The sequence below is a fragment of the Castellaniella sp. UC4447_H14 genome, from assembly GCF_052978285.1.
Genome location: NZ_CM129666.1, coordinates 2,029,741 through 2,050,454, shown reverse-complemented (window position 1 = coordinate 2,050,454; position 20,714 = coordinate 2,029,741). Strand labels below are relative to the sequence as shown.

At 65.2% G+C, this 20,714-nt stretch carries 21 protein-coding genes; 13 read left to right on the top strand and 8 right to left on the bottom strand.

Annotation, left to right across the window (positions count from 1 at the left end; all coding sequences use genetic code 11):
• Positions 1-2: 2 nt before the first annotated feature.
• The 4 genes from prmA to ACVCMJ_RS09850 are packed head-to-tail and all read left to right on the top strand — an operon-like array spanning position 3 to position 3,531.
• Positions 3-920 carry a 50S ribosomal protein L11 methyltransferase gene (gene prmA, locus ACVCMJ_RS09865; protein ID WP_447081242.1) on the top strand — a complete coding sequence of 306 codons (918 nt, stop codon included), beginning with the start codon at positions 3-5 and terminating at the stop codon, positions 918-920.
• Between the two features lie 8 nt (positions 921-928).
• Entirely contained in the window at positions 929-2,047 is a 1,119-nt protein-coding gene (locus ACVCMJ_RS09860) for a DUF3426 domain-containing protein (RefSeq protein WP_447081241.1), read from the top strand.
• A 7-nt stretch (positions 2,048-2,054) separates the two neighbouring features.
• Complete coding sequence (locus tag ACVCMJ_RS09855) at positions 2,055-3,002, top strand: carbohydrate kinase family protein (protein ID WP_447081240.1); 948 nt, start codon at positions 2,055-2,057, stop codon at positions 3,000-3,002.
• A 28-nt stretch (positions 3,003-3,030) separates the two neighbouring features.
• A complete protein-coding gene (locus ACVCMJ_RS09850; RefSeq protein ID WP_447081239.1) occupies positions 3,031-3,531 on the top strand; it encodes a glycine zipper 2TM domain-containing protein in 501 nt (166 codons plus the stop codon).
• A gap of 72 nt (positions 3,532-3,603) precedes the next feature.
• On the opposite strand, the gene ACVCMJ_RS09845 is transcribed toward ACVCMJ_RS09850, so the two are convergent.
• From ACVCMJ_RS09845 to ACVCMJ_RS09835, 3 genes are all read right to left on the bottom strand, one after another.
• Positions 3,604-4,170 carry a YggT family protein gene (locus ACVCMJ_RS09845; protein WP_447081238.1) on the bottom strand — a complete coding sequence of 189 codons (567 nt, stop codon included), beginning with the start codon at positions 4,168-4,170 and terminating at the stop codon, positions 3,604-3,606.
• A gap of 172 nt (positions 4,171-4,342) precedes the next feature.
• Complete coding sequence (locus ACVCMJ_RS09840; RefSeq protein WP_447081237.1) at positions 4,343-5,005, bottom strand: hypothetical protein; 663 nt, start codon at positions 5,003-5,005, stop codon at positions 4,343-4,345.
• 223 nt (positions 5,006-5,228) lie between these two features.
• A complete protein-coding gene (locus tag ACVCMJ_RS09835) occupies positions 5,229-5,669 on the bottom strand; it encodes a CopD family copper resistance protein (RefSeq protein WP_447081236.1) in 441 nt (146 codons plus the stop codon).
• 133 nt (positions 5,670-5,802) lie between these two features.
• On the opposite strand from ACVCMJ_RS09835, the gene ACVCMJ_RS09830 reads away from it, so the two are divergent.
• Positions 5,803-6,291, top strand: coding sequence for a hypothetical protein (locus ACVCMJ_RS09830; RefSeq protein WP_447081235.1), 489 nt, complete (start codon positions 5,803-5,805; stop codon positions 6,289-6,291).
• 1 nt (position 6,292) lies between these two features.
• Here the strand turns inward: ACVCMJ_RS09830 and gltX are convergent, their stop codons facing one another.
• Positions 6,293-7,711 carry a glutamate--tRNA ligase gene (gltX, locus tag ACVCMJ_RS09825; protein WP_447081234.1) on the bottom strand — a complete coding sequence of 473 codons (1,419 nt, stop codon included), beginning with the start codon at positions 7,709-7,711 and terminating at the stop codon, positions 6,293-6,295.
• Positions 7,712-7,822: 111 nt separating this feature from the next.
• On the opposite strand from gltX, the gene ACVCMJ_RS09820 reads away from it, so the two are divergent.
• Positions 7,823-10,288, top strand: a complete 2,466-nt coding sequence (locus ACVCMJ_RS09820) for a GNAT family N-acetyltransferase (RefSeq protein ID WP_447081233.1) — start codon at positions 7,823-7,825, stop codon at positions 10,286-10,288.
• A gap of 3 nt (positions 10,289-10,291) precedes the next feature.
• Here the strand turns inward: ACVCMJ_RS09820 and ACVCMJ_RS09815 are convergent, their stop codons facing one another.
• Both ACVCMJ_RS09815 and yjgA read right to left on the bottom strand, forming a co-directional pair.
• Positions 10,292-10,996: an alpha/beta hydrolase gene (locus ACVCMJ_RS09815; protein ID WP_447081232.1), complete on the bottom strand. Its 705-nt coding sequence runs from the start codon at positions 10,994-10,996 to the stop codon at positions 10,292-10,294.
• Positions 10,997-11,004: 8 nt separating this feature from the next.
• Positions 11,005-11,556: a ribosome biogenesis factor YjgA gene (gene yjgA / locus ACVCMJ_RS09810; protein ID WP_447081231.1), complete on the bottom strand. Its 552-nt coding sequence runs from the start codon at positions 11,554-11,556 to the stop codon at positions 11,005-11,007.
• 51 nt (positions 11,557-11,607) lie between these two features.
• On the opposite strand from yjgA, the gene pmbA reads away from it, so the two are divergent.
• The 7 genes from pmbA to erpA all read left to right on the top strand — a co-directional run bounded on the left by pmbA (position 11,608) and on the right by erpA (position 18,097).
• Positions 11,608-12,975, top strand: coding sequence for a metalloprotease PmbA (pmbA, locus tag ACVCMJ_RS09805; RefSeq protein WP_447081230.1), 1,368 nt, complete (start codon positions 11,608-11,610; stop codon positions 12,973-12,975).
• Between the two features lie 157 nt (positions 12,976-13,132).
• Positions 13,133-14,239: a TRAP transporter substrate-binding protein gene (locus ACVCMJ_RS09800; RefSeq protein WP_447081229.1), complete on the top strand. Its 1,107-nt coding sequence runs from the start codon at positions 13,133-13,135 to the stop codon at positions 14,237-14,239.
• A gap of 709 nt (positions 14,240-14,948) precedes the next feature.
• A complete protein-coding gene (gene rplM, locus ACVCMJ_RS09795; protein ID WP_447081228.1) occupies positions 14,949-15,377 on the top strand; it encodes a 50S ribosomal protein L13 in 429 nt (142 codons plus the stop codon).
• A 12-nt stretch (positions 15,378-15,389) separates the two neighbouring features.
• Entirely contained in the window at positions 15,390-15,782 is a 393-nt protein-coding gene (rpsI, locus tag ACVCMJ_RS09790) for a 30S ribosomal protein S9 (protein ID WP_447081227.1), read from the top strand.
• 138 nt (positions 15,783-15,920) lie between these two features.
• Positions 15,921-16,985 carry an N-acetyl-gamma-glutamyl-phosphate reductase gene (gene argC / locus ACVCMJ_RS09785; protein WP_447081226.1) on the top strand — a complete coding sequence of 355 codons (1,065 nt, stop codon included), beginning with the start codon at positions 15,921-15,923 and terminating at the stop codon, positions 16,983-16,985.
• Between the two features lie 9 nt (positions 16,986-16,994).
• Positions 16,995-17,735, top strand: coding sequence for a DUF6776 family protein (locus ACVCMJ_RS09780; protein WP_447081225.1), 741 nt, complete (start codon positions 16,995-16,997; stop codon positions 17,733-17,735).
• Positions 17,732-18,097: an iron-sulfur cluster insertion protein ErpA gene (gene erpA / locus ACVCMJ_RS09775; protein ID WP_447081224.1), complete on the top strand. Its 366-nt coding sequence runs from the start codon at positions 17,732-17,734 to the stop codon at positions 18,095-18,097. Before ACVCMJ_RS09780 ends, erpA begins: the two co-directional genes overlap by 4 nt.
• A 52-nt stretch (positions 18,098-18,149) precedes the next feature.
• Here the strand turns inward: erpA and ACVCMJ_RS09770 are convergent, their stop codons facing one another.
• The gene (locus tag ACVCMJ_RS09770) at positions 18,150-19,238 is read right to left on the bottom strand and encodes an anhydro-N-acetylmuramic acid kinase (RefSeq protein WP_447081223.1); all 1,089 of its coding nucleotides are present in this window, start codon (positions 19,236-19,238) and stop codon (positions 18,150-18,152) included.
• A gap of 49 nt (positions 19,239-19,287) precedes the next feature.
• Positions 19,288-20,622 carry a peptidoglycan DD-metalloendopeptidase family protein gene (locus tag ACVCMJ_RS09765; RefSeq protein WP_447081222.1) on the bottom strand — a complete coding sequence of 445 codons (1,335 nt, stop codon included), beginning with the start codon at positions 20,620-20,622 and terminating at the stop codon, positions 19,288-19,290.
• Between the last annotated feature and the right edge of the window lie 92 nt (positions 20,623-20,714).

Here is a 20,714-nt window from a genome sequence, read left to right as displayed (position 1 = left end):
TCATGCGCGAGTTGGTACTGAGTTGTACGGAAAATCAGGCAGAGGTTTGGTCCGATGCGCTGCTTGAAGCGGGGGCGCTCTCCGTGTCGGTCGAAGACGCGGATGGCGACACCAGCCAGGAGCGGCCGCTTTTCGGCGAGCCTGGTTCCGAGCCGGACGTCCTGGCCTGGCGGCGCAATCGGCTGGCCGCGCTGGTGGCCGATGGGGAAGATCCCGCCCATCTCGTGGCGGCATTGGCCCAGTCTGTTTCTGTCGCTTTGGACGCGATCGACTGGTCGGTCCGTGACGTCCCGGATGCCGACTGGGTGCGGCTGACGCAGGCGCAGTTCGGCCCCATTGCCGTCGGAAAGCGCATCTGGATCGTGCCAAGCTGGCACCGGGACGATGCCGGGGTGCCGGCGGCGGCCGATCATCCCGGCATCGTGCGCATCGAACTGGATCCGGGTCTGGCCTTTGGCACCGGCAGCCACCCGACGACCCACCTGTGCCTGGAGTGGCTGGCGGGGAACCTGCAGGGTGGCGAAACCGTGCTGGATTACGGCTGCGGGTCGGGTATTCTGTCCATTGCGGCCCGCCTGCTGGGCGCCGGGATCACCTGGGCGGTGGACATCGACGAGCAGGCTGTGACGGCGACGCGGCAGAATGCGGCGGTCAATGGAGTGGCGGTGTCCGCCAGCCTGCCCGACGGGCTGCCCGCGGGGACTAGCGAACTGGTGGTCGCCAATATCCTGTCCAACCCGCTGAAGGTCCTGGCTCCGATGCTGTCGTCCCGTGTGGCCGCAGGTGGCCGCCTGGTACTGTCGGGAGTACTTGAGCGCCAGGCGGACGAAGTTGCCCTGGCCTATGCGCCATGGCTCCCATTGAATGTCTGGGCGGCCCGTGACGGCTGGGTATGTCTGGCCGGGCGCAAGCCGGCTTGAGAGGACGCATGGATCTGACCACACGCTGTCCGAAATGCGGCACGGTCTTTCAGGCCAGCCTGTCGGATCTGCAGCTTCGCAAGGGCTACATTCGGTGTGTGCAGTGTTCGCATATTTTCGACGGATATGCCGAAGTGGTGCAGGACCTCGCACGGGGTGGATCGGTGCGGTCTCCTTCCCCGGCAGACCCTGAAGATTATCTGGGTCCGGACGTGTCTCGGCCGGACACCGGGCCCGTGCTCGAACCTCCGGCAGCCGGGCCCATCCAGAGCGAGTCGGCGCCCCACGTCATCCGCGCGGGGCGTCCCGCGTCTCAAGGCGCGGTCCGCTCCCGGCCCGAGTTCACGGTCGGCGTCGCGCCCTGGCCGGACGACGGGCGTTCGCGGCCTGCCGCCTGGGATGAACCGCATGTGGGCTTCGGCGCGGCGCCCGTGGCGGGAGACGAGCCTGCGGATTGGGCGGACGTACCGGCCTCGCCGGCTTCGCCCGAGGCCATCGTGGTCGAGGCGCACCCCGGCTATCGTGGTTCCGGAGGCTCAGCTGCGGCATTGCTCGACCGTGATCCGGAATCGCGTGGCGCCTGGCGCGGCATGGTGCGTTTCCTGGGGTGGCTGTTGCTGGGCCTGCTTGGTGTGGCGTTCGTCGCGCAGCTTGCCTACGTCTATCGCGGGCAGATTGCCCAGTTCGCGCCGCAGGTCCGGCCGTGGCTGGAGCAGGCGTGCGGGCCTTTGCGCTGCCGCGTGCCCTATGCGCGCAATATCGGCCAGATCTCCGTGACGGGCTCGGCGCTGCAGGTTGCCGATGCTCCGCCGGGCTCCGCACCCCCGCCCGCGGCTGCGACGCGCGGGACAGGTGCCGGCACGCCCCAGCCGATTCAGCATTTCGTGCTGCAGGTCACGCTTCGCAACCAGCTCGACCGGCCCCAGGAGTGGCCGACCCTGGTGCTGGACTTGAAGGACGGGTCGGGGGCGCTGCTGGTGCGGCGCAATCTGAGTCCTGCTGAATATCTGGGCCCCGCCATGACGGGCCGGCCGTTTGCCGCGAGCAGCGAGGCATTGCTGCGTATTCCGCTGGCGCTGGAAGGTGTCAGGATCAACGGCTATCAACTGGATCTGTTTTTTCCCTGAGGTGTGCATGTCCAAGGAAGTGCTCGTTTGCGGCTCCATTGCGTTCGATTCCATTGCTGTGTTCGAGGGCCGGTTTGGGGACCATATCCTGCCCAACAACCTGAAATCCCTGAGTGTCTCGTTCTTCGTGCCGTCGCTGCGCAAGGAATACGGGGGCTGTGCCGGCAATATCGCCTACAACCTCAGCCTCCTGGGCGAGCATCCGATTCCGGTAGGGACGGTGGGCCAGGACGCGGAGGACTATCTGCTGCGCATGCGGAACATGGGAATCGATACCCGCCTGGTCCGGGTGCTGAATGACGCCTATACGCCGCAGTGCTACATCACCACTGATCTGGACGGCAATCAGATTGCGTCGTTTCATCCGGGCGCCATGCTGAGGTCGGCGGAAAACGATCTGACCGGGCAGACAGCGGCCTGGGCGATCGTGTCTCCCGATTCCAAGGACGGCATGTTCGCGCATGCCCGGCGCTTGCATGCTGGCGGCATCCCCTTCGTGTTCGATCTGGGTCAGGCGATGCCGTTGTTCGATGGCGATGATCTGCGCCGCATGTTGGGCCTGGCATCCATCCTGACCGCCAACGACTATGAGGCCAGCGTGATCGTGGATCGGTTGGGCGAACCGATAGAATCCATTGCCAGCCGGCTGGAAGCCGTGGTGGTGACGCGGGGCGGCGAGGGCGCGAGCCTGTACACCGCGGCCGGACGTACGGACATCGCGCCCATGCCGGTGGACCACGTGGTGGATCCCACGGGATGCGGCGATGCGCACCGCGCCGGGCTGCTGTACGGTCTGGTCCATGACTGGTCGCTCCAGGATGCCTGCTGTTTGGCGAACATCATGGGCGGCTTTAAAATCGGCAGTGAGGGGCCGCAGAACCATCATCCGTCGCGTGCCGATGTGGCTGCGGCGTTGCAGGCTCATTATGCGGTCAATGCCCGTTTTTCGGCCTGACCTTCCCTTTTGTTTCCCAGGAGACCCCATGGCGATCCCCACCGTTTTCTTGTCTTCGTCGCGCGTGCTGCGCATGCTCGCCACCGCTGGATTGTCGGCGTCGGTCCTGGTGCTGGCAGGCTGCGCCAATCAGTCGGCGTCGGGTTCCGTGTACACCTACGGCCAGGCTCAGCAGGAACAGATCGTGCGCTATGGCACGGTCGTGTCGGTACGTCCGGTCGTCATCCAATCCAACCAATCCTCGGGTGTGGGGGCCGTGGGGGGCGCCGCCCTGGGCGGCGTCGCAGGTAGTGCCATCGGCGGCGGGCGTGGCCAGATCCTGACGACGATCGGGGGCGCGCTGCTGGGTGGCCTGGCGGGCAACGCCGTCGAAAACCAGGCGGGCAAGACCCAGGGTCTGGAAGTCACCGTGCGCCTGGATAACGGCGAGACCCGCGTGATTGCGCAGGCCAACGATATCCGGCTGGGCGCCGGGCAGCGTGTCCAGGTCATCAGCGGCGGCGGACCGACGCGGGTCGTGCCGATGTGACGGGGGCGCACGCCTTCGAGGCACCTGGCCATCGTGCCGGGTATTTTTGAATGCGCTGCGCCGACCCGGCCGTCAAACCCCGAAGGTCGAGAATGCCAGATGGTTCAGAACCATCATCAGCACCTGCGCAACGACCAGCAGGATCAGCGGAGAAAAATCGATCCCGCTCGTGCGCGGCATGGCTCGGCGGATCGGATCCAGCAACGGAGCCGTCAGGGTGTAGAGCACCGGCATGATGGGCGAGAGCGGGTTGATCCAGGACAGGATGGCCTGGATCAGCGTGATCCAGACGATGACGTTGAAAAGCCATTTCAGGCTGATCAGCAGACCCGTCAACAGCAATGGCACGATGGCCGATGTCGAGGGCAGCAGGCCGCCCATGGCCAATAGCCAGGTCAATGTCAGGTACACGATCGCCGAGATCCAGCACGCCAGGATGCTGGGCCAGTCGATGCGCCCGCTGGCCGGCACCACGTGGCGAATGGGCTGCACCAGCCAGTCCGTGACACGCAGGACGGCCTGGGAATAAGGATTGAAAGGATGCAGCCGGATGGCATAGATCCACGCTCGCAGAATCAATGCGATTCCAAAGAGCTGGAAGACAATATCGATCAGGAAAAGAAGGATGTTCTGTACCATGCGGTGCTCGCGCCACTGAGTGGGCCGGCGTCCCCCAGAAGCGGGAGTGCAGTCTGGCGGCATCGTGCGTTCGCACGGCGTCGGCAAGCCCTGGCCGGAATGCGTCTATTGTCGCATTCAGTAAAACGGCCCGGCAAGTTGCCGGGCCGTGGACCAATTGGCGATCCCGGAATCAGGGACGCTTATTGACCGGGAACGGCCAGGGGGAACCCGCGGGGTTCGTATCCGTGCGGGCCTCCGGTGCCGGGGTTGAAGGTTTCGCGGCGGCCTTTTTGGGAGCAGCGGGCTTCTTGGCTGCGGGCTTCTTCGCAGCGCTTTTGGCGGCGGGTTTCTTGGCCGCCGCCGGCTTGGCAGCCGCCTTTGCAGCGGGCTTGGCTGCTGCCTTGGCCGCCGGTTTTGCCGCAGTCTTTTTGGCGGCGGGCTTTGCGGCGGCCTTGGGCTTGGCTGCAGCTTTGGGCTTGGCCGTGGATTTTGGTGCCGTCGCCTTGGAAGCGGCGCTCTTTGAGGCGGGCTTGCCGGCGGTCGACTTGCTGGCGGCCTTGGCAGGTTTAGCAGCCGGTTTCTTGGCCGGTGCCTTGGTCGCTTTGGCGGCGGAGGTCTTGGCGGCAGTCGTTTTGGCAGCGGAAGTTTTTGCCGTGGTGGCGCGTGCCGCCGGTTTCTTGGCCGTGCCGGCCTTGGCCGGAGCCTTGGCTGCTGCGGGTTTTGCTGCCGTCTTCTTTCCGGCTGCGGTGGGTTTCGCAGCGCTGGATTGGGCGGACTTTGCCGTCGGTTTCTTGGCAGCGGTCTTCGTCGCCGTGCCTGTGGCCGCGGTACCGGCCGTTTTGCGGGTTGCCATTTTCATACTCCTGAGGTCGGAAGAAAACGTCCACCCATTTGACATGGCCCCCACCGTGGGGTGCGGCCCATTTCAAATGGCGCAGGCATGCAATATCACGAAGATATTGCATGTCATCCAGTCTATCGTAAGGTTTTGCATGAACCAAGCATTATTCTGGCTGGAAGGCCGCTATGGTTTGATATTCGACCGTACGTGTCTCCAAAATGACGCTTTTTTGGATTTACCAATGCAGGAAGAACATCGCCTTGGCGAGGAACACGATGAGGATCACATGCGTGAAGACGCTCACGTGAATCATCTTGAAGTGGCGCGACTTGAGCCGCCCGGTGCCGCTGAGCGTGATGGCCGTAATGAAGTGTGCCAGCACACTGAATGCCAGCACGATCTTGATCCACAGTAGTGTGGCGAAGCTGCTCGCCAGTGGATGCGCGAGTTCGGCCCGGAACTGCCACGCCATCGCCACGCCGGCACCGAACAGGGTCACGATCACGAACGGCATGATGCGCCGGGCGCGGCGCCCGATCGCGAGTTCCACGTTGCGCATGGCGTCGCGCCCCAGCGGTTGGCGGATACCTTCCAGTATCGTTACCTCAAAGAACACAGTGCCGACGAAAAAAATTGCGGCGTACAGATGCAGGGTCTGCAGTATGGAGTGGCTCATGTCAGTAGAATGGTTGCCGGCTGGCCCGGCGCCAGCTTCCGAAAAATTGTAGGCCGCATGTGGCGGACCTGGCGGGGGCCCGCCGGCTGGCTCATGTGATTGGATGACTTATGTCATGAAGGAGGACCAAACCATGCACGCTGTTCGTCGATTGCGCGGTGCTGCGAGTCTGGCGGCACTGGTGGCACTGGCCGCCTGCGCACCCGTCACCCCGCCACCCAAGGTGCAGGCTCCGGCACAGCCGCCGATCTGCGTCGCCCCCGCCTCGGGTGACTCGCTCGCTGGAAACTGGCTGTCGGTCAAGTCCGAGAAAGGGGTGGCCGGCGCGTTGCGCACGCTGTATACGCTGAACCCCGACGGCACCATGAAGTATGTGGAACAGATCAAGCGGCCGCGCACCCCGTCCCAGGGCCTCTACGAAACGGGTTGCTGGTCGCACGAGAACCAGACACTGGTTCTGCGCACGCTGCAGTCCAACGGTGTGCCGGTCAATCTGAGCGACCCGATCTACACCAACCGATACCGGGTCCAGCAAGTGACGGCTACCGAACTGCGGGTGTTGGGCCCCAACGGTCCCGTGCGCGCGCGGCGCATGTCGCCCGGATACCGGCTGCCGTTCTGAGTCACGCCGCCAGTATGCCGTCCAGGCGGCCCAGCACGGTTGCCCGGCCGAGCAGGGCCAGGACGGCGCCGATCGAGGGCGTGTGCTTGCGCCCCGTCACGGCCACCCGTAACGGGATGGCCAGCTTGGGCATCTTGACGCCGTGGTCCTTCAGGACGGCCTTGATGAGTTCATCCAGGGTGGTCTCGTTCCAGTCCGCCAGACCGCCCGCCCTGGCATGGAACTCGGTCAGCAGCGCCAGCGCGGCGGCGTCCAGTGTCTCGGCCCGCAGCGCCGCATCAGCTGGCGTGTAGGGTCCGCAGAACAGCATCGCCCCTTCGGCAAGGTCTTCGAGCGTCTCGCTGCGGTCACGCAGCAGCGCCAGCACGCTGGGCAGATCGGCGGCGTCCGGATCGCCCCCGCGCGCCTGGATGCGGGGCGCCACGCGGCGAGCCAAATCATCGAGCGGCAGCTCTCGCAGCCAATGCGCGTTGACCCAGTTCAGTTTCTTGGGATCCCACTGGGCCGCGGAGCGGCTGAGATGGGCCGGATCGAACCATTCGATGAACTGCTCGCGGTTGAAGAGCTCGTCGTTGCCGTGACTCCAGCCCAGACGTGCCAGGTAATTCACCATCGCCTGCGGCAGATATCCCAGCCGATCGTATTCCATGACGCTCACCGCACCGTGCCGCTTGGAGAGCTTCTCGCCATCGGGTCCCAGGATCATCGGGACGTGGCCGTATCGGGGCAGCTCCGCGCCGAGCGCGCGCAGAATGTTGATCTGGCGCGGGGTATTGTTGACGTGGTCGTCCCCCCGGATGACATGCGTGATGCCCATATCCCAGTCATCCACCACCACGCAGAAGTTGTACGTCGGTGTGCCGTCGGGGCGGGCGATGATCAGATCGTCGAGTTCCGCGTTGTCGATGCTGATGGGGCCTTTGATCAGATCGTCCCAGCTCGTGGCGCCGTCCAGCGGACTGCGAAAGCGCACCACCGGACGGACGCCTTCGGGCACGGGTGGTAGCGTCTTGCCCGGCTCGGGCCGCCACGTGCCATCGTAGCGCGGCTTTGCACCAATGGCGCGGGCGCGCGCGCGCATCGCCTCGACCTCCGCCGGCGTACTGTAGCAGTGGTAGGCGGTGCCTTCTTTCAGCATGGACGCGATGACCTCGCGGTATCGGTCCATGCGCTGCATCTGATAGAACGGACCTTCATCGGGTTGCAGCTCCAGCCACTTCATGCCGTCCAGAATGGCCTGCACGGCCTGCGGAGTCGAGCGCTCCAGGTCCGTGTCTTCGATGCGCAGCACGAAGGTGCCGCCGAAGTGGCGGGCGAACGCCCAGGAGAACAGCGCGGTTCGGGCGCCTCCCAGGTGCAGATATCCAGTGGGAGAAGGCGCAAAGCGGGTGCGCACGGGGCGCGAAGGAGTCACGGTCATGTTGGCGGTCATGTGGCGAAGCCGCAGTCCGGCGCTCGCCCCTGTAGAATCAAAAGACAATCTGCTATTTTAAGGGACTGCTCCCCAACGGGGGCTCCCAGGACTTCATTCATGCTGCGCCACCGTCTGGCGGCCCTGTTCGAGCCGCGATCATTGCTCATCCTGAGTTCCCGCGAACTTCCCGTGGTGCGGACGCCGCCGGATCAGCTACGGGAGCGCATCGCCGATTTCCGGGTGGGCCCGGACGGACGTTGGACGCTGCCCCCTGCGCGCCTGGCCTTTCTCCAGGACGATCAGCGGCTGGATATGGCGCTGCTCAGCGTGGATCCCGCCCAATTGCCGGCGGTGCTGGCGGCGGTGCGCGTCCACCGCCCCAGGGCTTTGGTGCTGTTGCCCCATGCGGCGGCGGCGGCCGATCCGCAGGCGACCCGGGAGGCCTGCCAGGCCTGGGGGCGGGCCAATGATTGCCTCGTGCTGGGGCCGGGCGCGCTGGGCATTCAGCGGCCGCACCTGGGTCTGAATCTGGGGCTGGATGAACGTGCCGCGCCGGTGGGGCGCGTCGCGCTGGTTGCCCAGTCTCGCATGATCGCTGCGGCGGTGCTGGATTGGGCAGGCGACATTCAACTGGGTTTCTCGGCGGTCGTGTCGGCCGGCGACGCGGAAGGTGTCACCGTGGCCGAGATCCTCGAGTATCTCTCCATGGACCCGCGCACCGACAGCATTGTGCTGTATCTGGAGGCGGCCGATTCTTCGCGGCACTTCACGAGCGCGCTGATGGCGGCCGCCAGCGTCAAGCCGGTGATCGTGCTGAAGGCCAATAAGCCGGGGGCCGATGAGGATCGGGCCGGCGATCGGGTGTTCAACGCGCTGCTGCGGCGCACGGGGGTGGTCCGGATCCGGTTCTTCGTGCAGCTTTTTTCGGCCCTGAAGGTGCTGGTCCATGCGAAGCGTCAGCGGGGACGCCGAGTGGCCATCTTCTCCAATGGCCATGGCGCGGCCCATCTGGCGCTCGATGTCATGGGCAAGAACGGACCGCTGCTCCGGGCGGATCTTGCCGGCCAGACACAGCGCGAACTGGAGGCACTGCTGGAGCCGGGCGCCAGCGTGGCCAATCCCGTCGTCAGCCACACGCCGCTGGAGCCGGCTCGCCTGCGGCAGGCGCTCGGGCTCATCGAAGGTGATGCCAATGTGGACGACGTGCTGGTGCTGCTCGCGCCGGATGCGCTCACCGACATGGCGCAGGCCAGCGATGTGCTGGCGAGCTTTTCGGAATCGGCCAGCAAGCCCATCGTTTCCTGCTTCCTGGGTGATGCCGCCATGCGTCCGCTGCGCCATCGCCTGGACGCCGTGGGGCTTCCGGCGTTTCGTACGCCGGAATCGGCCACCAACGCGCTGGGCATCCTGGCGACGTATCACTACAACCAGACGCTGGCGCAGCAGGCCCTGCCCCCCGAGATGCTCAATCGCGCGCCCCGCCTGGACGAGGCGCGCACCCTGGTGTCCGATGCCATCATGTCGGGGCGCTCCACACTGGACCGCGCAGCGAGCCGTTGGCTCCTGGACTGCTTCCATGTGCCCATCGTGCTGGGCGACTCGCCGGTGCCCGACTCGGCCCGCGAGGGCATTCCCATGGCGATCCACGTTCGTCAGGACGAACATTTCGGGCCTTACCTTCAGTTCGGCCCGGGCGGCACCTATGCGCAGCTCGTGGCGCCCAATCGTGAAATCGAGTTGCCGCCGCTGAATACCTATCTGGCGCGCCAGCTCATCCAGCGCGGCCCCTTCTGGTCGCGGGTACTGGAGCGTGACTTGAGTCCGGCGGTGTTCGAGCATCTGCGTGACACCCTGGAGCGGCTCTCGGAGATCATCAGTGAATTGCCCGGGGTGAGAACGCTCACCATCGACCCGCTATGGAGGGACGACACCAGTCTGTTCGCGCGCGACGTTCGGATTACCCTCGATCCGGATTACGACGGTGAACGTCCCGAGAATCGCGCTTACCGCCATATGGCGATCCACCCCTATCCGCGGCGGCTGGTTCGCCCCATGGTCACCACCGACCAGCAGGAATGGCTGTTGCGTCCCATTCGTCCCGAAGATGCCTCGCTGCTGCAGGAGTTCATCCGGGGTCTGTCCGATGAATCCCGCTACATGCGATTCGTCTCCATGCTCCGCGAGCTCACGCCGCGCATGCTGGCGCGATACACGCGCATCGATTACGACCGCGAGGTGGCGCTGGTGGCCACCGCCCAGGTTTCAAATCCCCAGAACCGCGGCCTTTTGCGCGAGCGCATCGTCGGTTTCGCTCACTGCCTGCGCAATGCCGATGGCCGCGGGGCCGAGTACGCCCTGGTGATTGCCGACGATTGGCAGCGGCGCGGCTTGGGTGCCCAGTTGATGCGCAGTCTGATCGAGGTCACGCGGCACCAGCGGCTCGCTTATCTAGAGGGCGTCGTGCTGGCCTCCAACCGTCCCATGCTTGGACTCATGGCGTCGCTCGGATTCAGGAACGATCCGGAGCCCTTCGACCCCGACATGCGGCGGTTGTGGCTGGATCTCCGCGCGGAGGCTGAATAGCTTTCAGGCCTGCGGCGATGGGCGGCCGCCGGGGATGGCCGGGCAAAGCGCCCGGACCAGAAATGCATGAATGTCCTCGATTTCCTGCGGATGGACGGCGTGCGGCATCGGGTACACGTGCCACTCGATGGGCTGACCCAGCGTGGTGAGGGCGTCCCGGCTGATTTCGGCGAAGGCGATGGGGACGACCGGGTCTTGCGACCCGTGTGCCAGGAATACCGGGGTGCTTGCGTTGGACGGGTGGCGCTCCGCTGCCGTAGTGTTGCGCAAGGGCAGGTACCCCGACAGGCCGATCAGGCCAGCGAGGCGGTGTTCGAATCGCAGACCCGCATACAGCGCCGCGGCACAGCCTTGCGAGAAGCCCGCCAGCACGATGTGCTCGGGCGGCACGCCCCGTTCCTGCTCACGCTCGATGAGGGCCGTGACGGCACGTCGCGCGGACCGGATGCCGTCGACATCCTCGCGGGAGTCCCGCGCCAAGCCGTGGACGTCGTACCAGGCGCGCATGGGCAGACCCTGGTTGAGCGTCACCGGGCGGACCGGCGCATGCGGGAAAACGAAGCGCAGGGCGGGAAGATCATCCAGGGCGAGTTCGGGCACGATCGGTGCGAAGTCGTGGCCATCGGCGCCCAGGCCGTGCAGCCAGATGATACTGTGTCGCGGGTCGGCGCCGGTTTCCTGTTCCAGCGTTTCCAGGTAGGTTTCCATTGGCGGTCTTACTCCTTGAATTCCAGGGCCTTCAGGGTCTGGAAGAGGGCGCGGTAATGCTTGCGCATGGGCTCGCGCCCTTCGGGCAGCGCTGTGTTGTCGTGAGCCTCTTTGCGGGCGGCGCGGATCTGAGCGCGTAACGCCTGGATGTCCAGCCCCGGAAATGTGTCGAGGAGCTCGGTCAGGGCGTCGTCGCTGTCCAGCAGCCGGTCCCGCAGGACTTCGAGGCGCTGCATGGCACGGGCCTGTGCCCGCGAACCGTTGGCCCAGAGGTCGAGCTGCGCCCGCAGCGCCTGCGCGTCCGCGTGGCGCATGAGTTTTCCCACGTAGTGGGTCTGGCGGCGTCGCCCCTCGTGGCTATGGATGCGCTGGGCCAGCGCAATGGCGTCGCGCAGCGTTTCGTCGAGCGGCAGTTGGTCAAGCTGGGCGGGAGCCAGGGCGATGAGTTCGCGCCCCAGATCCAGCAGGCCCTGCATGTCCCGCTTCACCTGGGATTTGCTGGGACCGGAATACTTCGGGCCCGAGGGCTCCTGCGGCGTGTCGTCCATGGGTTCGGGCATAAAATGGGTCGTGAACGTCTATCATAACCGGCTCTATTTTGCGGATCGCGCATGAACAACCCATCTGATGATTTTCTGGACCTCCGCACGCAGCAGGCGCGGTTTCGTGAACTGATCACCGATGCACTGGGCCGTGCCCGCAAGGCGGGGGCGTCGGACGCCGCCGCCGAAGTCTCCGAAAGCCGCGGGCTGTCGGTAGCCGCTCGCCAGTGCACCATCGAAACCATTGAACAGACCTGCGACCGATCGCTGGCGGTGACGGTTTTCGCCGGGCAGCGGCGCGGTTCGGCATCGACGTCGGATTTTTCGTCGGACGCACTGCAGCGCACAGTGGACGCGGCCTGGCATATCGCGCGGTATACCGCCGAGGACCCCGCTGCGGGACTGCCGGATCCGGACCTGCTGGCGCTGGATTATCCCGATCTGGATCTGCATCACCCGTGGGCCATCGATGCGGCGGGCGCAGCGCGCCTGGCGATCAAGGCCGAGCGGGCCGCGCTGGCGACCAGCACAGGGATCACCAACACTGAAGGCGCGTCGGTGGACACCATGGAAGGCCACTTCGTCCTGGGCAATTCAAGGGGGTTCCTGGGTGGTTATCCCTATTCGCGTCACAGTCTGTCTGTGGCCCCCATTGCCGGACGCGGCGACGGCATGCAGCGGGACTTCTGGTACAGCTCGGCGCGCCGCGCTCAGGATCTGGCTTCGCCGATCGAAGTGGGCCGCTACGCGGCCGAGCGCGCCTTGTCCCGGCTGAATGCGCGGCCTGTTCGTACCGGCCGGTTCCCCGTGCTGTTCGAGGCGCCGTTGGCGGTGGGGCTCCTGGGAACGCTGGTGCAGGCGACCAGCGGCGGCGCGCTGTACCGCAAGGCCAGCTTTCTGCTGGATTCCCTGGGCAAACCGGTGCTGGCGGATCATCTGGACGTGATCGAAAATCCCTACATCCCGGGGGCGCAGGGCAGTTCACCGTTCGACGCAGAGGGCGTGCGCCCGCAGGCCCGCCGCATCGTGGGCCAGGGGGTCCTGCAGGGTTATTTCCTGTCCACCTATACGGCGCGCAAGCTCGGCATGGCGACGACCGGAAACGCCGGTGGTTCGCACAATCTGAACCTGCGTTCGCGACTGACGCGCCCGGATGATGATCTGTCGGCGATGCTGCGCAAGATGGACACCGGCTTGCTGGTGACGGAACTCATTGGTCAGGGCGTGAACTATGTGACGGGCGACTACTCGCGCGGCGCATTCGGTTATTGGGTGCAGGGCGGCGTGATCCGCCATCCCGTCCACGAAATTACCATCGCGGGCAATCTCGCCGACATGTTCCGGGAAATCGTGGCGGTGGGTGCCGACGTCCATGCGCGCGGTGCCAAGTCCACGGGATCCATTCTGATCGAACGGATGGCCATTGCCGGGCAGTGATGCCCGTTGGGCGCCGGTGTCCCGGCTTCGGCCCGCCATTCATCCATCGGGATTCTCAGGGCGGCGCCGACCCGATCGGATCGGGGCCGCAGTGTAATATCGGTGCGACCGCAATTCCAATCAGCAAGGATCAATCAGACCAGGAGAATCGATGATCATGCAGCGACGCGCATTTCTGAAAAAGGCCGGGTTGGGCGCGGTGGCCGGTACGGCGGCTGTCGCGACTCCGGCCCTTGCCCAATCCAGTCCTCAGGTCGCCTGGAAGATGACCTCGACCTTCGGACCCGCACAGCTTGCGTTGTTCGGCACGGCGCAGCGCTTTTGCGCGATGGTCAAGGAGCTGACCGGCGGCAACTTCGATATCCGCCTGTATCCCGCGGGCGCACTGGTCCCGGGTTTCGGCGTGATGGACGCCGTCGGTAACCGGACGGTGGAATGCGGGCAAACCGCTTCGTACTACTACTACGGCAAGGATCCGTCGTTCTGCTTCGACACGGCGGTTCCGTTTGGCCTGAACACGCGCCAGATGAACGCCTGGATGTACCAGGGCGATGGCATGAAGCTGATGCGCGCGCTGTTTGCGTCGCGCAACATCGTCAATTTTCCTTTCGGCAACACGGGCACTCAGATGGGCGGCTGGTACCGCAAGGAAATCAAGACAGTGGAAGACCTGAAGGGCCTGAAGATGCGGACGGCCGGCTTCGCCGGAGAAGTCTTGTCTCGCCTGGGGGTGGTTCCGCAGCAAGTCGCGCCGGCCGACATCTATCCTTCGCTGGAGAAGGGTGCGCTGGACGCCGTTGAGTTCGTGGGGCCGGTGGACGACGAAAAGCTGGGTTTCCAGAAGGTCGCGAAGTACTACTACTATCCCGGCTGGTGGGAAGGCGAGGGCCAGGTGTCGCTCTATGTGAACGACAAGGCCTACGCGGAGTTGCCCAAGCCCTACCAGGCTGTCATCGAGGTGGCCTCGCGGGCGGCGGGCGCGGGCATGATCGAGGACTACGACGCGCACAATCCGGAAGCCCTGCGTCGCCTGATCGCCGGCGGTGCCACGCTGCGGGCGTTCCCGCGCGAGGTCATGGATGCGGCGCTCCAGGCGTCCGATGTCGTGTACAAGGAATTCGGCGAGAAGGACGCCGGCTTCAAGAAGATTCACGACAACTATATGGCGTTCCGCGACAACATTGTGCCGTGGTTCCGGGTGGCCGAGGGTTCGTTCGACAACTATATGGGTGCGGCGCTGGCGCGTCAGAACCAGAAGAAGTAGCCCGGGCTTCTGCGTTTCGGGGGGCCGGCCGTTCGCTCCGCGCGGAGGTGATGAGACCTTGCGCTACGGCGAGCGGTCCTCCCGTTGGTCGGACTACGGCCCCACGTCGTGGCCTGCAGGCCACTCCGATTCGACAGGCGCAGGACGGTCCTCAAGGACCCTCCTGCGTCCGGTCTCATCCCGGTCCTTCCTCGTCCAGCCGGGCGCGGCCCTCCGGTCTCCCTTCGGTCGGGCGGAGGGCCGCGAATGCCCCCGGCTTCCCTTCGGAAGCCACCGGCGCTCACCTACCCGCGCAAGATCTCATCACCTCCGCGCGACGGTGTGTCCTGCGAATTGCGATTAGGGGCCGGGGAGCTGTGGGGAGGCCGCGCGGGTAGGCTGGCGCCGGATGCTGACGAAGGGAGAGCGGGGGTATTCGTCGACGGACGACGACCCCAGGGAGACCGGCCGGAGACGCCCGCTCGGACGCGGCAGATCCGGGCAGCCCGACCATCGGGAGGGCCGCCAGCCGTAGCGCGGCCTCCCCACAGCTCCCTGGCCTCGGTGCGTCTAAAGAACCCAGACTCGTGTACAATGGTCGGATTTCCCTCTGGATCCGTATCCGTACGGGCTCGATTCCGTGGCTTCTCAGTCACGACCTACAAAGCCCAGACGGCCGGGATTGATCAGGCGGAAATCTTTTCATCCATTATTCATCAGGTACACCATCATGAAGACCTTTGTGGCCAAGCCGCATGAAGTCAAGCGTGACTGGTTTGTGATCGACGCCAAGGGCAAGGTCCTCGGCCGTGTGGCCAGCGAAGTCGCACGCCGTTTGCGTGGCAAGCACAAACCCGAATTCACGCCGCACGTCGATACCGGCGATTACATCGTCGTCATCAACGCAGCCGAACTCGTTGTTTCCGGCGCCAAGGCGCAGGACAAACGCTACTACCGCCACTCCACTTATCCAGGCGGGATTTCCGAAACCAGCTTCCAGAAAATGCAACAGCGTTTTCCGGGCCGTGCCCTGCAAAAGGCCGTCAAGGGCATGCTGCCCAAGGGTCCGCTGGGCTATGCCATGGCCAGGAAGCTGAAGATCTACGCTGGCGCGGAACATCCGCATGCCGCGCAGCAGCCGCAATCGCTGGATATTTGAGGACAGGCCATCATGATCGGTAATTGGAATTATGGCACTGGCCGCCGCAAAACGTCGGTGGCGCGTGTATTTCTGAAGAAAGGCACGGGCAAGATCGTCGTCAACGGCCGTCCCGTGGACGAATACTTCGCACGCGAAACGGGTCGCATGGTCGTGCGCCAGCCTCTGGCGGTAACGAACCATCTGGAATCTTTCGATTTCCATGTCAACGTCAGTGGCGGTGGTGAATCCGGCCAGGCCGGTGCCGTTCGCCACGGCATCACGCGCGCCCTCATCGACTACGACGAAACGCTGAAGTCTCCGTTGAAGCAGGCGGGGCTTGTCACGCGCGACGCCCGCGAGGTCGAGCGCAAGAAGGTCGGCTTCCACAAGGCCCGTCGGCGCAAGCAGTTCAGCAAGCGCTGATCGCAGGCAGTTCCGCTGCGACATACGACCCCGGCCTTGTGCCGGGGTTTTTGTTTCCCGACCTACTACAATAGAACCTGTCTTTCCATTCTTTGGCGGGGTGGCCTGGCCAACCTCGCCCCACACAGGATTTCCGATATGACGCAGGACGTTGCATCGCCCATCAAGGCCGGCATCGTGGGGGGCACCGGCTACACCGGGGTCGAATTGCTGCGATTGCTGTCGCAGCACCCGAATGTCCAGCTCCATGCCATCACTTCCCGCAAGGAATCCGGGCTGCCCGTGGCCGAGATGTTCCCGAACCTGCGCGGGCATGTGGACCTGCGCTTCCAGACGCCCGAAGACGCCGCCCTGGATCAGTGTGACGTGGTGTTCTTTGCCACTCCCCATGGCGTGGCCATGGAACAGGCTCCTGGATTGCTCGAGCACGGCGTGAGGGTGATCGACCTGGCGGCGGACTTTCGCCTCCAGGACGTGGACACCTTCCAGAAGTGGTACAAGATGCCGCATAGTTGTCCCACCGTCCTGCGGGATGCCGTCTATGGCCTGCCCGAACTGGATCGCGACCGCATCCGTACGGCGCGTATCGTGGGCAACCCGGGATGCTACCCGACGACCGTGCTGCTGGGGCTGGCGCCCGTGTTGCAGGCGGGGCGGCCGCTGGTGGACGTGGCGCACGTCATTGCCGATTCCAAGTCCGGCGTGTCAGGAGCCGGCCGCAAAGCCCAGGTGGGATCGCTGTTCTGCGAGTCGGCCGACAACTTCGCGGCGTATGGCGTCGCCGGCCACCGCCATCATCCCGAAATCACCGAATGCCTGAACCGCATCGCCGGGGTGCCCGTGGGGGTAACGTTCGTACCGCATCTCGTGCCCATGATCCGGGGCATGTTCTCGACTTTGTATCTGCGCATCCTGCCCGAGGCCATGCAAACCGACTTCCAGGCTGTATACGAACAGCGTTATGCCCAAGAACCTTTTGTGGACGTGATGCCTGCTGGTAGCCTGCCCCAGACGCGCTCCGTGCGCGCCTCGAACATGCTGCGCCTGGCGGTGCATCGTCCGGCCGACGGCGACACGTTGGTCGTGCTGGTGGTACAGGACAATCTGGTCAAGGGTGCTGCCGGACAGGCGGTGCAGAACATGAACCTTATGTTCGGGTTCCCTGAAACCACCGGCTTGCAGCAGGTGGCAATCTTGCCATAGGGGGTGAGGATGGCAACCTACGAAAACCGACGTGGAGGGTTCAGCCGCTGGCTGGTGCGGACTCTTTCGCGGCTCCTGGCGCTGGCGCTGGCATTTCTCGCCGGGGCCGTCGTGATGCATGTGGGCATGCACGGGGGCGACCGTGAACACATGCAGGCGCTGCAGGCGCAGAACAGCGAACTGCAGGCTCAGCTTGGCCAGTCTCAGGCGGCGCTGGGGGCACGGCATAACGAGGCAAACGTCAATGACGGCGCGCAGCAGGCGCTGCAGGACAAGATAGCCGAACTCCAGAAGACGCTCGCCGGTACGCAGGATCAGTTGTCGTTCTACGAACAGTTGCTGCCCCCGGGGCCGGCCGGCGCCGTCGCCGTGCGTGCTTTCGACGTGCGGCCCAAGGGCGATTTTCTCCAATATCGGGTGCTTTTGACGCGAAGCGTGGCGGATTCGGCCGATCCATTCAAGGGGCGGTTGCGATTCATGGCGACGGGCGTGCGGGATGGCAAGACCGTGCAGGTCGAGCTTTCCCCGCCCAGCGGCCCACGGCCCTCTGCCGACACGAGCGCAAGCGCGGCGCCTGATCCACTGGCGCTGGCGTTTGATCAGTACCAACGCACCACGGGGATCCTGCAGGATGTCCCGGGGCTGGCGATCCAGTCCGTGCGTGTCGACGTCCTGGAGGGAGGTACCGTCCGAGCCTCCCAGGACACCAGCCTGGCGGCCGCGGCCGCGTCCACAGGAGACCGCCAATGAATATGCTGAACCACTCCGACCTCCAGAAGCCGGTGGCTTCGCCTACCCTGACGGCGGCGGCGGCGACGCGCCTGCGCGCGCTCATGCACGAACAGCGCAACCCCGACCTCAAGCTTCGGGTCTATGTTGAAGGCGGCGGATGTTCCGGCTTTCAATATGGCTTTGCGCTGGAGACGGCTGCGGCAGCCGACGACGTTCTGATCGAGCGTGATGGCGCGGTGGCGCTGGTCGACGCCATGAGCGCTCCCTACCTGGCGGGCGCCGAGGTGGATTTCGAGCAGGCGCTGCAGGGCGCCCAGTTCGTCGTCCGCAATCCCAATGCCAACGCGACGTGCGGTTGCGGCTCGTCCTTCGCTCCTTGAAGGAAACTGCCCGCGTGACAGCGTCCAGGTTGCCCTGCGCCGTCCCCGCCGGCTAGGCAGGGTACACGCACCCGGCGATGCTGGGATGTCGCGCCCCCGTCACAGAGGGCCAGCAGGCAGCCTCTCCGCGCAGATGCGCCTGTGCAAGCCAGGCGAACGCCAGCGCTTCCACGGCGAGCACCGGCACCCCGTAGCGGGCGGACGTCGTCAGCGAGCAGGGAAGGGCACGCGTGAGCGCCTGCATGAAGACCGGATTGAGCGCGCCTCCGCCGCAGGCGATGACCTCGCGGGTCTGTCCCGCGTGGGCAGCGACAGCCTGCGCGATGGTGCTCACCGATAGCTGGAGCAGTGTCGCCTGCACGTCCTCGGCCGGGACCGACGTCGGCAGGGCCCGCAGATGGGTATCCAGCCAGTCGAGGTTGAACAGATCCCGCCCGGTGGACTTGGGGGGCGGCAGCGCCAGCCATGGTTCCCCGCTCAGACGCCGCAGCAGCGCGGCATTGCTGTGGCCCTGCGCAGCCCAGGCCCCATTTTTATCGTACGGTTGATCCAGATGGCGCTGCGTCCAGGCATCCATCAGCATGTTGGCGGGCCCGGTATCGAATCCCCGCACCGGCGACTCCAGGATCGTCAGGTTGGCGATTCCGCCAAGGTTCAGGACCATGCGGCCAGGCGCATGGCCGAAGCAGGCAGCATGGAATGCGGGTACCAGCGGCGCGCCCTGGCCACCGGCGGCCACGTCACGGCTGCGGAAGTCCGCCACCACGGCGATGCCGGTGTGTTCAGCCAGGCGGGCGGGGGCATTGATCTGCAGGGTATAGCCGGACTGCGGCGCGTGGCGTACGGTCTGGCCGTGGGCGCCGATGGCCCGCACGGATGCGGCCGCGGTCCCCGCCGACTGCAGCAGGCGGTTGACGGCTTCCGCGTAGCAGTCGGCCAGTCTGTTGGCGGCCAGGGCCGCCCGCGCCAGTTCATCGGGACCGGGGCTGTTCAGCTCCAGCAGCTCGCTGCGCAGCGAACCCGGCAGGGGAAGACTGGTGCTCGCCAGCACCTCGATGTGCTGGTTGGAGAGGTCGGCCAATATGCCGTCCACGCCGTCCGTGCTGGTGCCTGACATCAGGCCGATATAGAGTTCCGGCATGGGCGTGGGAGAATTGGTGGGGATAGTCGCCGCGGACTGCGCGTGGACGTCAGCGCTGTGCGATCTGGATGCGGCTGTCCTGGAGCTCGGCCAGCATCTTGATCTCGGGCTGGTAGCGCGCCACCAGCATGTTGAAGGCCTTGTGGTCGGCGGGATCCAGCGCCCGCGCGACGGGCAGATCCACGGACAGCGGATCCACCGGACGATCATTGATACGAAACTCGTAGTGCAGGTGCGGTCCCGTCGCCCAGCCGGTCTGGCCGACGTAGCCGATCAGTTGCCCCTGTTGAATGTGGTCGCCCTTCTTCAGCCCGGCCGCGAAGCGGCTCTGGTGGGCATAGAGTGTGGAATATTGGCCGAAGTTCTTCAGGATGATGACGTTGCCGTAGCCGTTTTGCTGGCCGATGAAGGCCACCGTGCCGTCCGCTGTGGCGTGGATGGGGGTGCCGGCCGGTGCCGCGTAGTCCACGCCCTTGTGGCCAACCCACTTCTTGTGGATCGGGTGCATGCGCATGCCGAATCGTGAACTGATGCGAGTGAACTTGATGGCGGTTTTCAGGAAGGCGCCCTTCAGGCTGGCGCCCGAGAAGTCGTAATAGCCGCTGATGCCGTTAGAATTGTCGAACCAGACGGCGCTGTAGGTCTTGCCGCCATTGATGAATTCCAGTGCGCGGATGCGTCCGGTGCCGACCTCCTCCCCGTCGTGCATGTAGGCGTCGTACAGAATGCGGAAGCGATCGCCCTTGCGGATGTCTTTCAGGAAGTCGATGCGGCTGCCCAGGATGTCCACCATTTCGAGCGTGATGGAATCGGGAAGATGGGCCTCGTCGGCTGCGCCGAACAGTGAACTCGAGATTTCGCCTTCTGCGATCCGCAGTTCCGGGGTCGCCGCCATGGTACGTTCATGGGCCGAGAAGCTCCCCTTGCCGTCGGGGCGGACTTCCAGCCAGGAAGAGTCCACCCCGGACTTGACGTTGGTGCCCGGGGTATGGGCGTAGCGAAGCCAGACCAGATTGTTGTGACTGTCGAGGGCCGCCTCGATCGTGCGGCCAGGATATAGCTTGTAGATGGAGCGAGCACTCGCGTCGTGCGTCAGGAATTTGAGCAGGCCGTCTTCGTCGACGCCCAGCCGGTCCAGCAGGTCGGCTACCGTGTCACCACGCCGGATGCGCGTGGAGGCCACATAGGGCTCGGACGGCCGGATACCCGAGTTCCCCATCGGCGGCAGATCCAGCGTCTGATGGGCCTGGAACACGAGTTCCGGCGGCTCCGAGGGCTTCACCACGGCCAATGCAGCGGCAGTCAGAAACAAGCCCCCGGCGGCGAACATCAAACTGCGAGTGATATGACGGTGGGCGTGTGTCTGCTGGGCGTCAGGCATCATGGGTAGATCATCCGGTGGAATGCGGCGTGCGCGAAACGGTGAGAGGCTCTGCTAACATGAGGCCCGCTCGTCCGATTCCGTGACGAATGTGT

Excerpts from the sequence above, each read along its gene's own strand:
- prmA (WP_447081242.1), top strand. The coding sequence starts at position 3 with ATGCGCGAGTTGGTACTGAGTTGTACGGAAAATCAGGCAGAGGTTTGG.
- ACVCMJ_RS09860 (WP_447081241.1), top strand. The coding sequence starts at position 929 with ATGGATCTGACCACACGCTGTCCGAAATGCGGCACGGTCTTTCAGGCC.
- ACVCMJ_RS09855 (WP_447081240.1), top strand. The coding sequence starts at position 2,055 with ATGTCCAAGGAAGTGCTCGTTTGCGGCTCCATTGCGTTCGATTCCATT.
- ACVCMJ_RS09850 (WP_447081239.1), top strand. The coding sequence starts at position 3,031 with ATGGCGATCCCCACCGTTTTCTTGTCTTCGTCGCGCGTGCTGCGCATG.
- ACVCMJ_RS09845 (WP_447081238.1), bottom strand. The coding sequence starts at position 4,170 with ATGGTACAGAACATCCTTCTTTTCCTGATCGATATTGTCTTCCAGCTC.
- ACVCMJ_RS09840 (WP_447081237.1), bottom strand. The coding sequence starts at position 5,005 with ATGGCAACCCGCAAAACGGCCGGTACCGCGGCCACAGGCACGGCGACG.
- ACVCMJ_RS09835 (WP_447081236.1), bottom strand. The coding sequence starts at position 5,669 with ATGAGCCACTCCATACTGCAGACCCTGCATCTGTACGCCGCAATTTTT.
- ACVCMJ_RS09830 (WP_447081235.1), top strand. The coding sequence starts at position 5,803 with ATGCACGCTGTTCGTCGATTGCGCGGTGCTGCGAGTCTGGCGGCACTG.
- gltX (WP_447081234.1), bottom strand. The coding sequence starts at position 7,711 with ATGACCGTGACTCCTTCGCGCCCCGTGCGCACCCGCTTTGCGCCTTCT.
- ACVCMJ_RS09820 (WP_447081233.1), top strand. The coding sequence starts at position 7,823 with ATGCTGCGCCACCGTCTGGCGGCCCTGTTCGAGCCGCGATCATTGCTC.
- ACVCMJ_RS09815 (WP_447081232.1), bottom strand. The coding sequence starts at position 10,996 with ATGGAAACCTACCTGGAAACGCTGGAACAGGAAACCGGCGCCGACCCG.
- yjgA (WP_447081231.1), bottom strand. The coding sequence starts at position 11,556 with ATGCCCGAACCCATGGACGACACGCCGCAGGAGCCCTCGGGCCCGAAG.
- pmbA (WP_447081230.1), top strand. The coding sequence starts at position 11,608 with ATGAACAACCCATCTGATGATTTTCTGGACCTCCGCACGCAGCAGGCG.
- ACVCMJ_RS09800 (WP_447081229.1), top strand. The coding sequence starts at position 13,133 with ATGCAGCGACGCGCATTTCTGAAAAAGGCCGGGTTGGGCGCGGTGGCC.
- rplM (WP_447081228.1), top strand. The coding sequence starts at position 14,949 with ATGAAGACCTTTGTGGCCAAGCCGCATGAAGTCAAGCGTGACTGGTTT.
- rpsI (WP_447081227.1), top strand. The coding sequence starts at position 15,390 with ATGATCGGTAATTGGAATTATGGCACTGGCCGCCGCAAAACGTCGGTG.
- argC (WP_447081226.1), top strand. The coding sequence starts at position 15,921 with ATGACGCAGGACGTTGCATCGCCCATCAAGGCCGGCATCGTGGGGGGC.
- ACVCMJ_RS09780 (WP_447081225.1), top strand. The coding sequence starts at position 16,995 with ATGGCAACCTACGAAAACCGACGTGGAGGGTTCAGCCGCTGGCTGGTG.
- erpA (WP_447081224.1), top strand. The coding sequence starts at position 17,732 with ATGAATATGCTGAACCACTCCGACCTCCAGAAGCCGGTGGCTTCGCCT.
- ACVCMJ_RS09770 (WP_447081223.1), bottom strand. The coding sequence starts at position 19,238 with ATGCCGGAACTCTATATCGGCCTGATGTCAGGCACCAGCACGGACGGC.
- ACVCMJ_RS09765 (WP_447081222.1), bottom strand. The coding sequence starts at position 20,622 with ATGATGCCTGACGCCCAGCAGACACACGCCCACCGTCATATCACTCGC.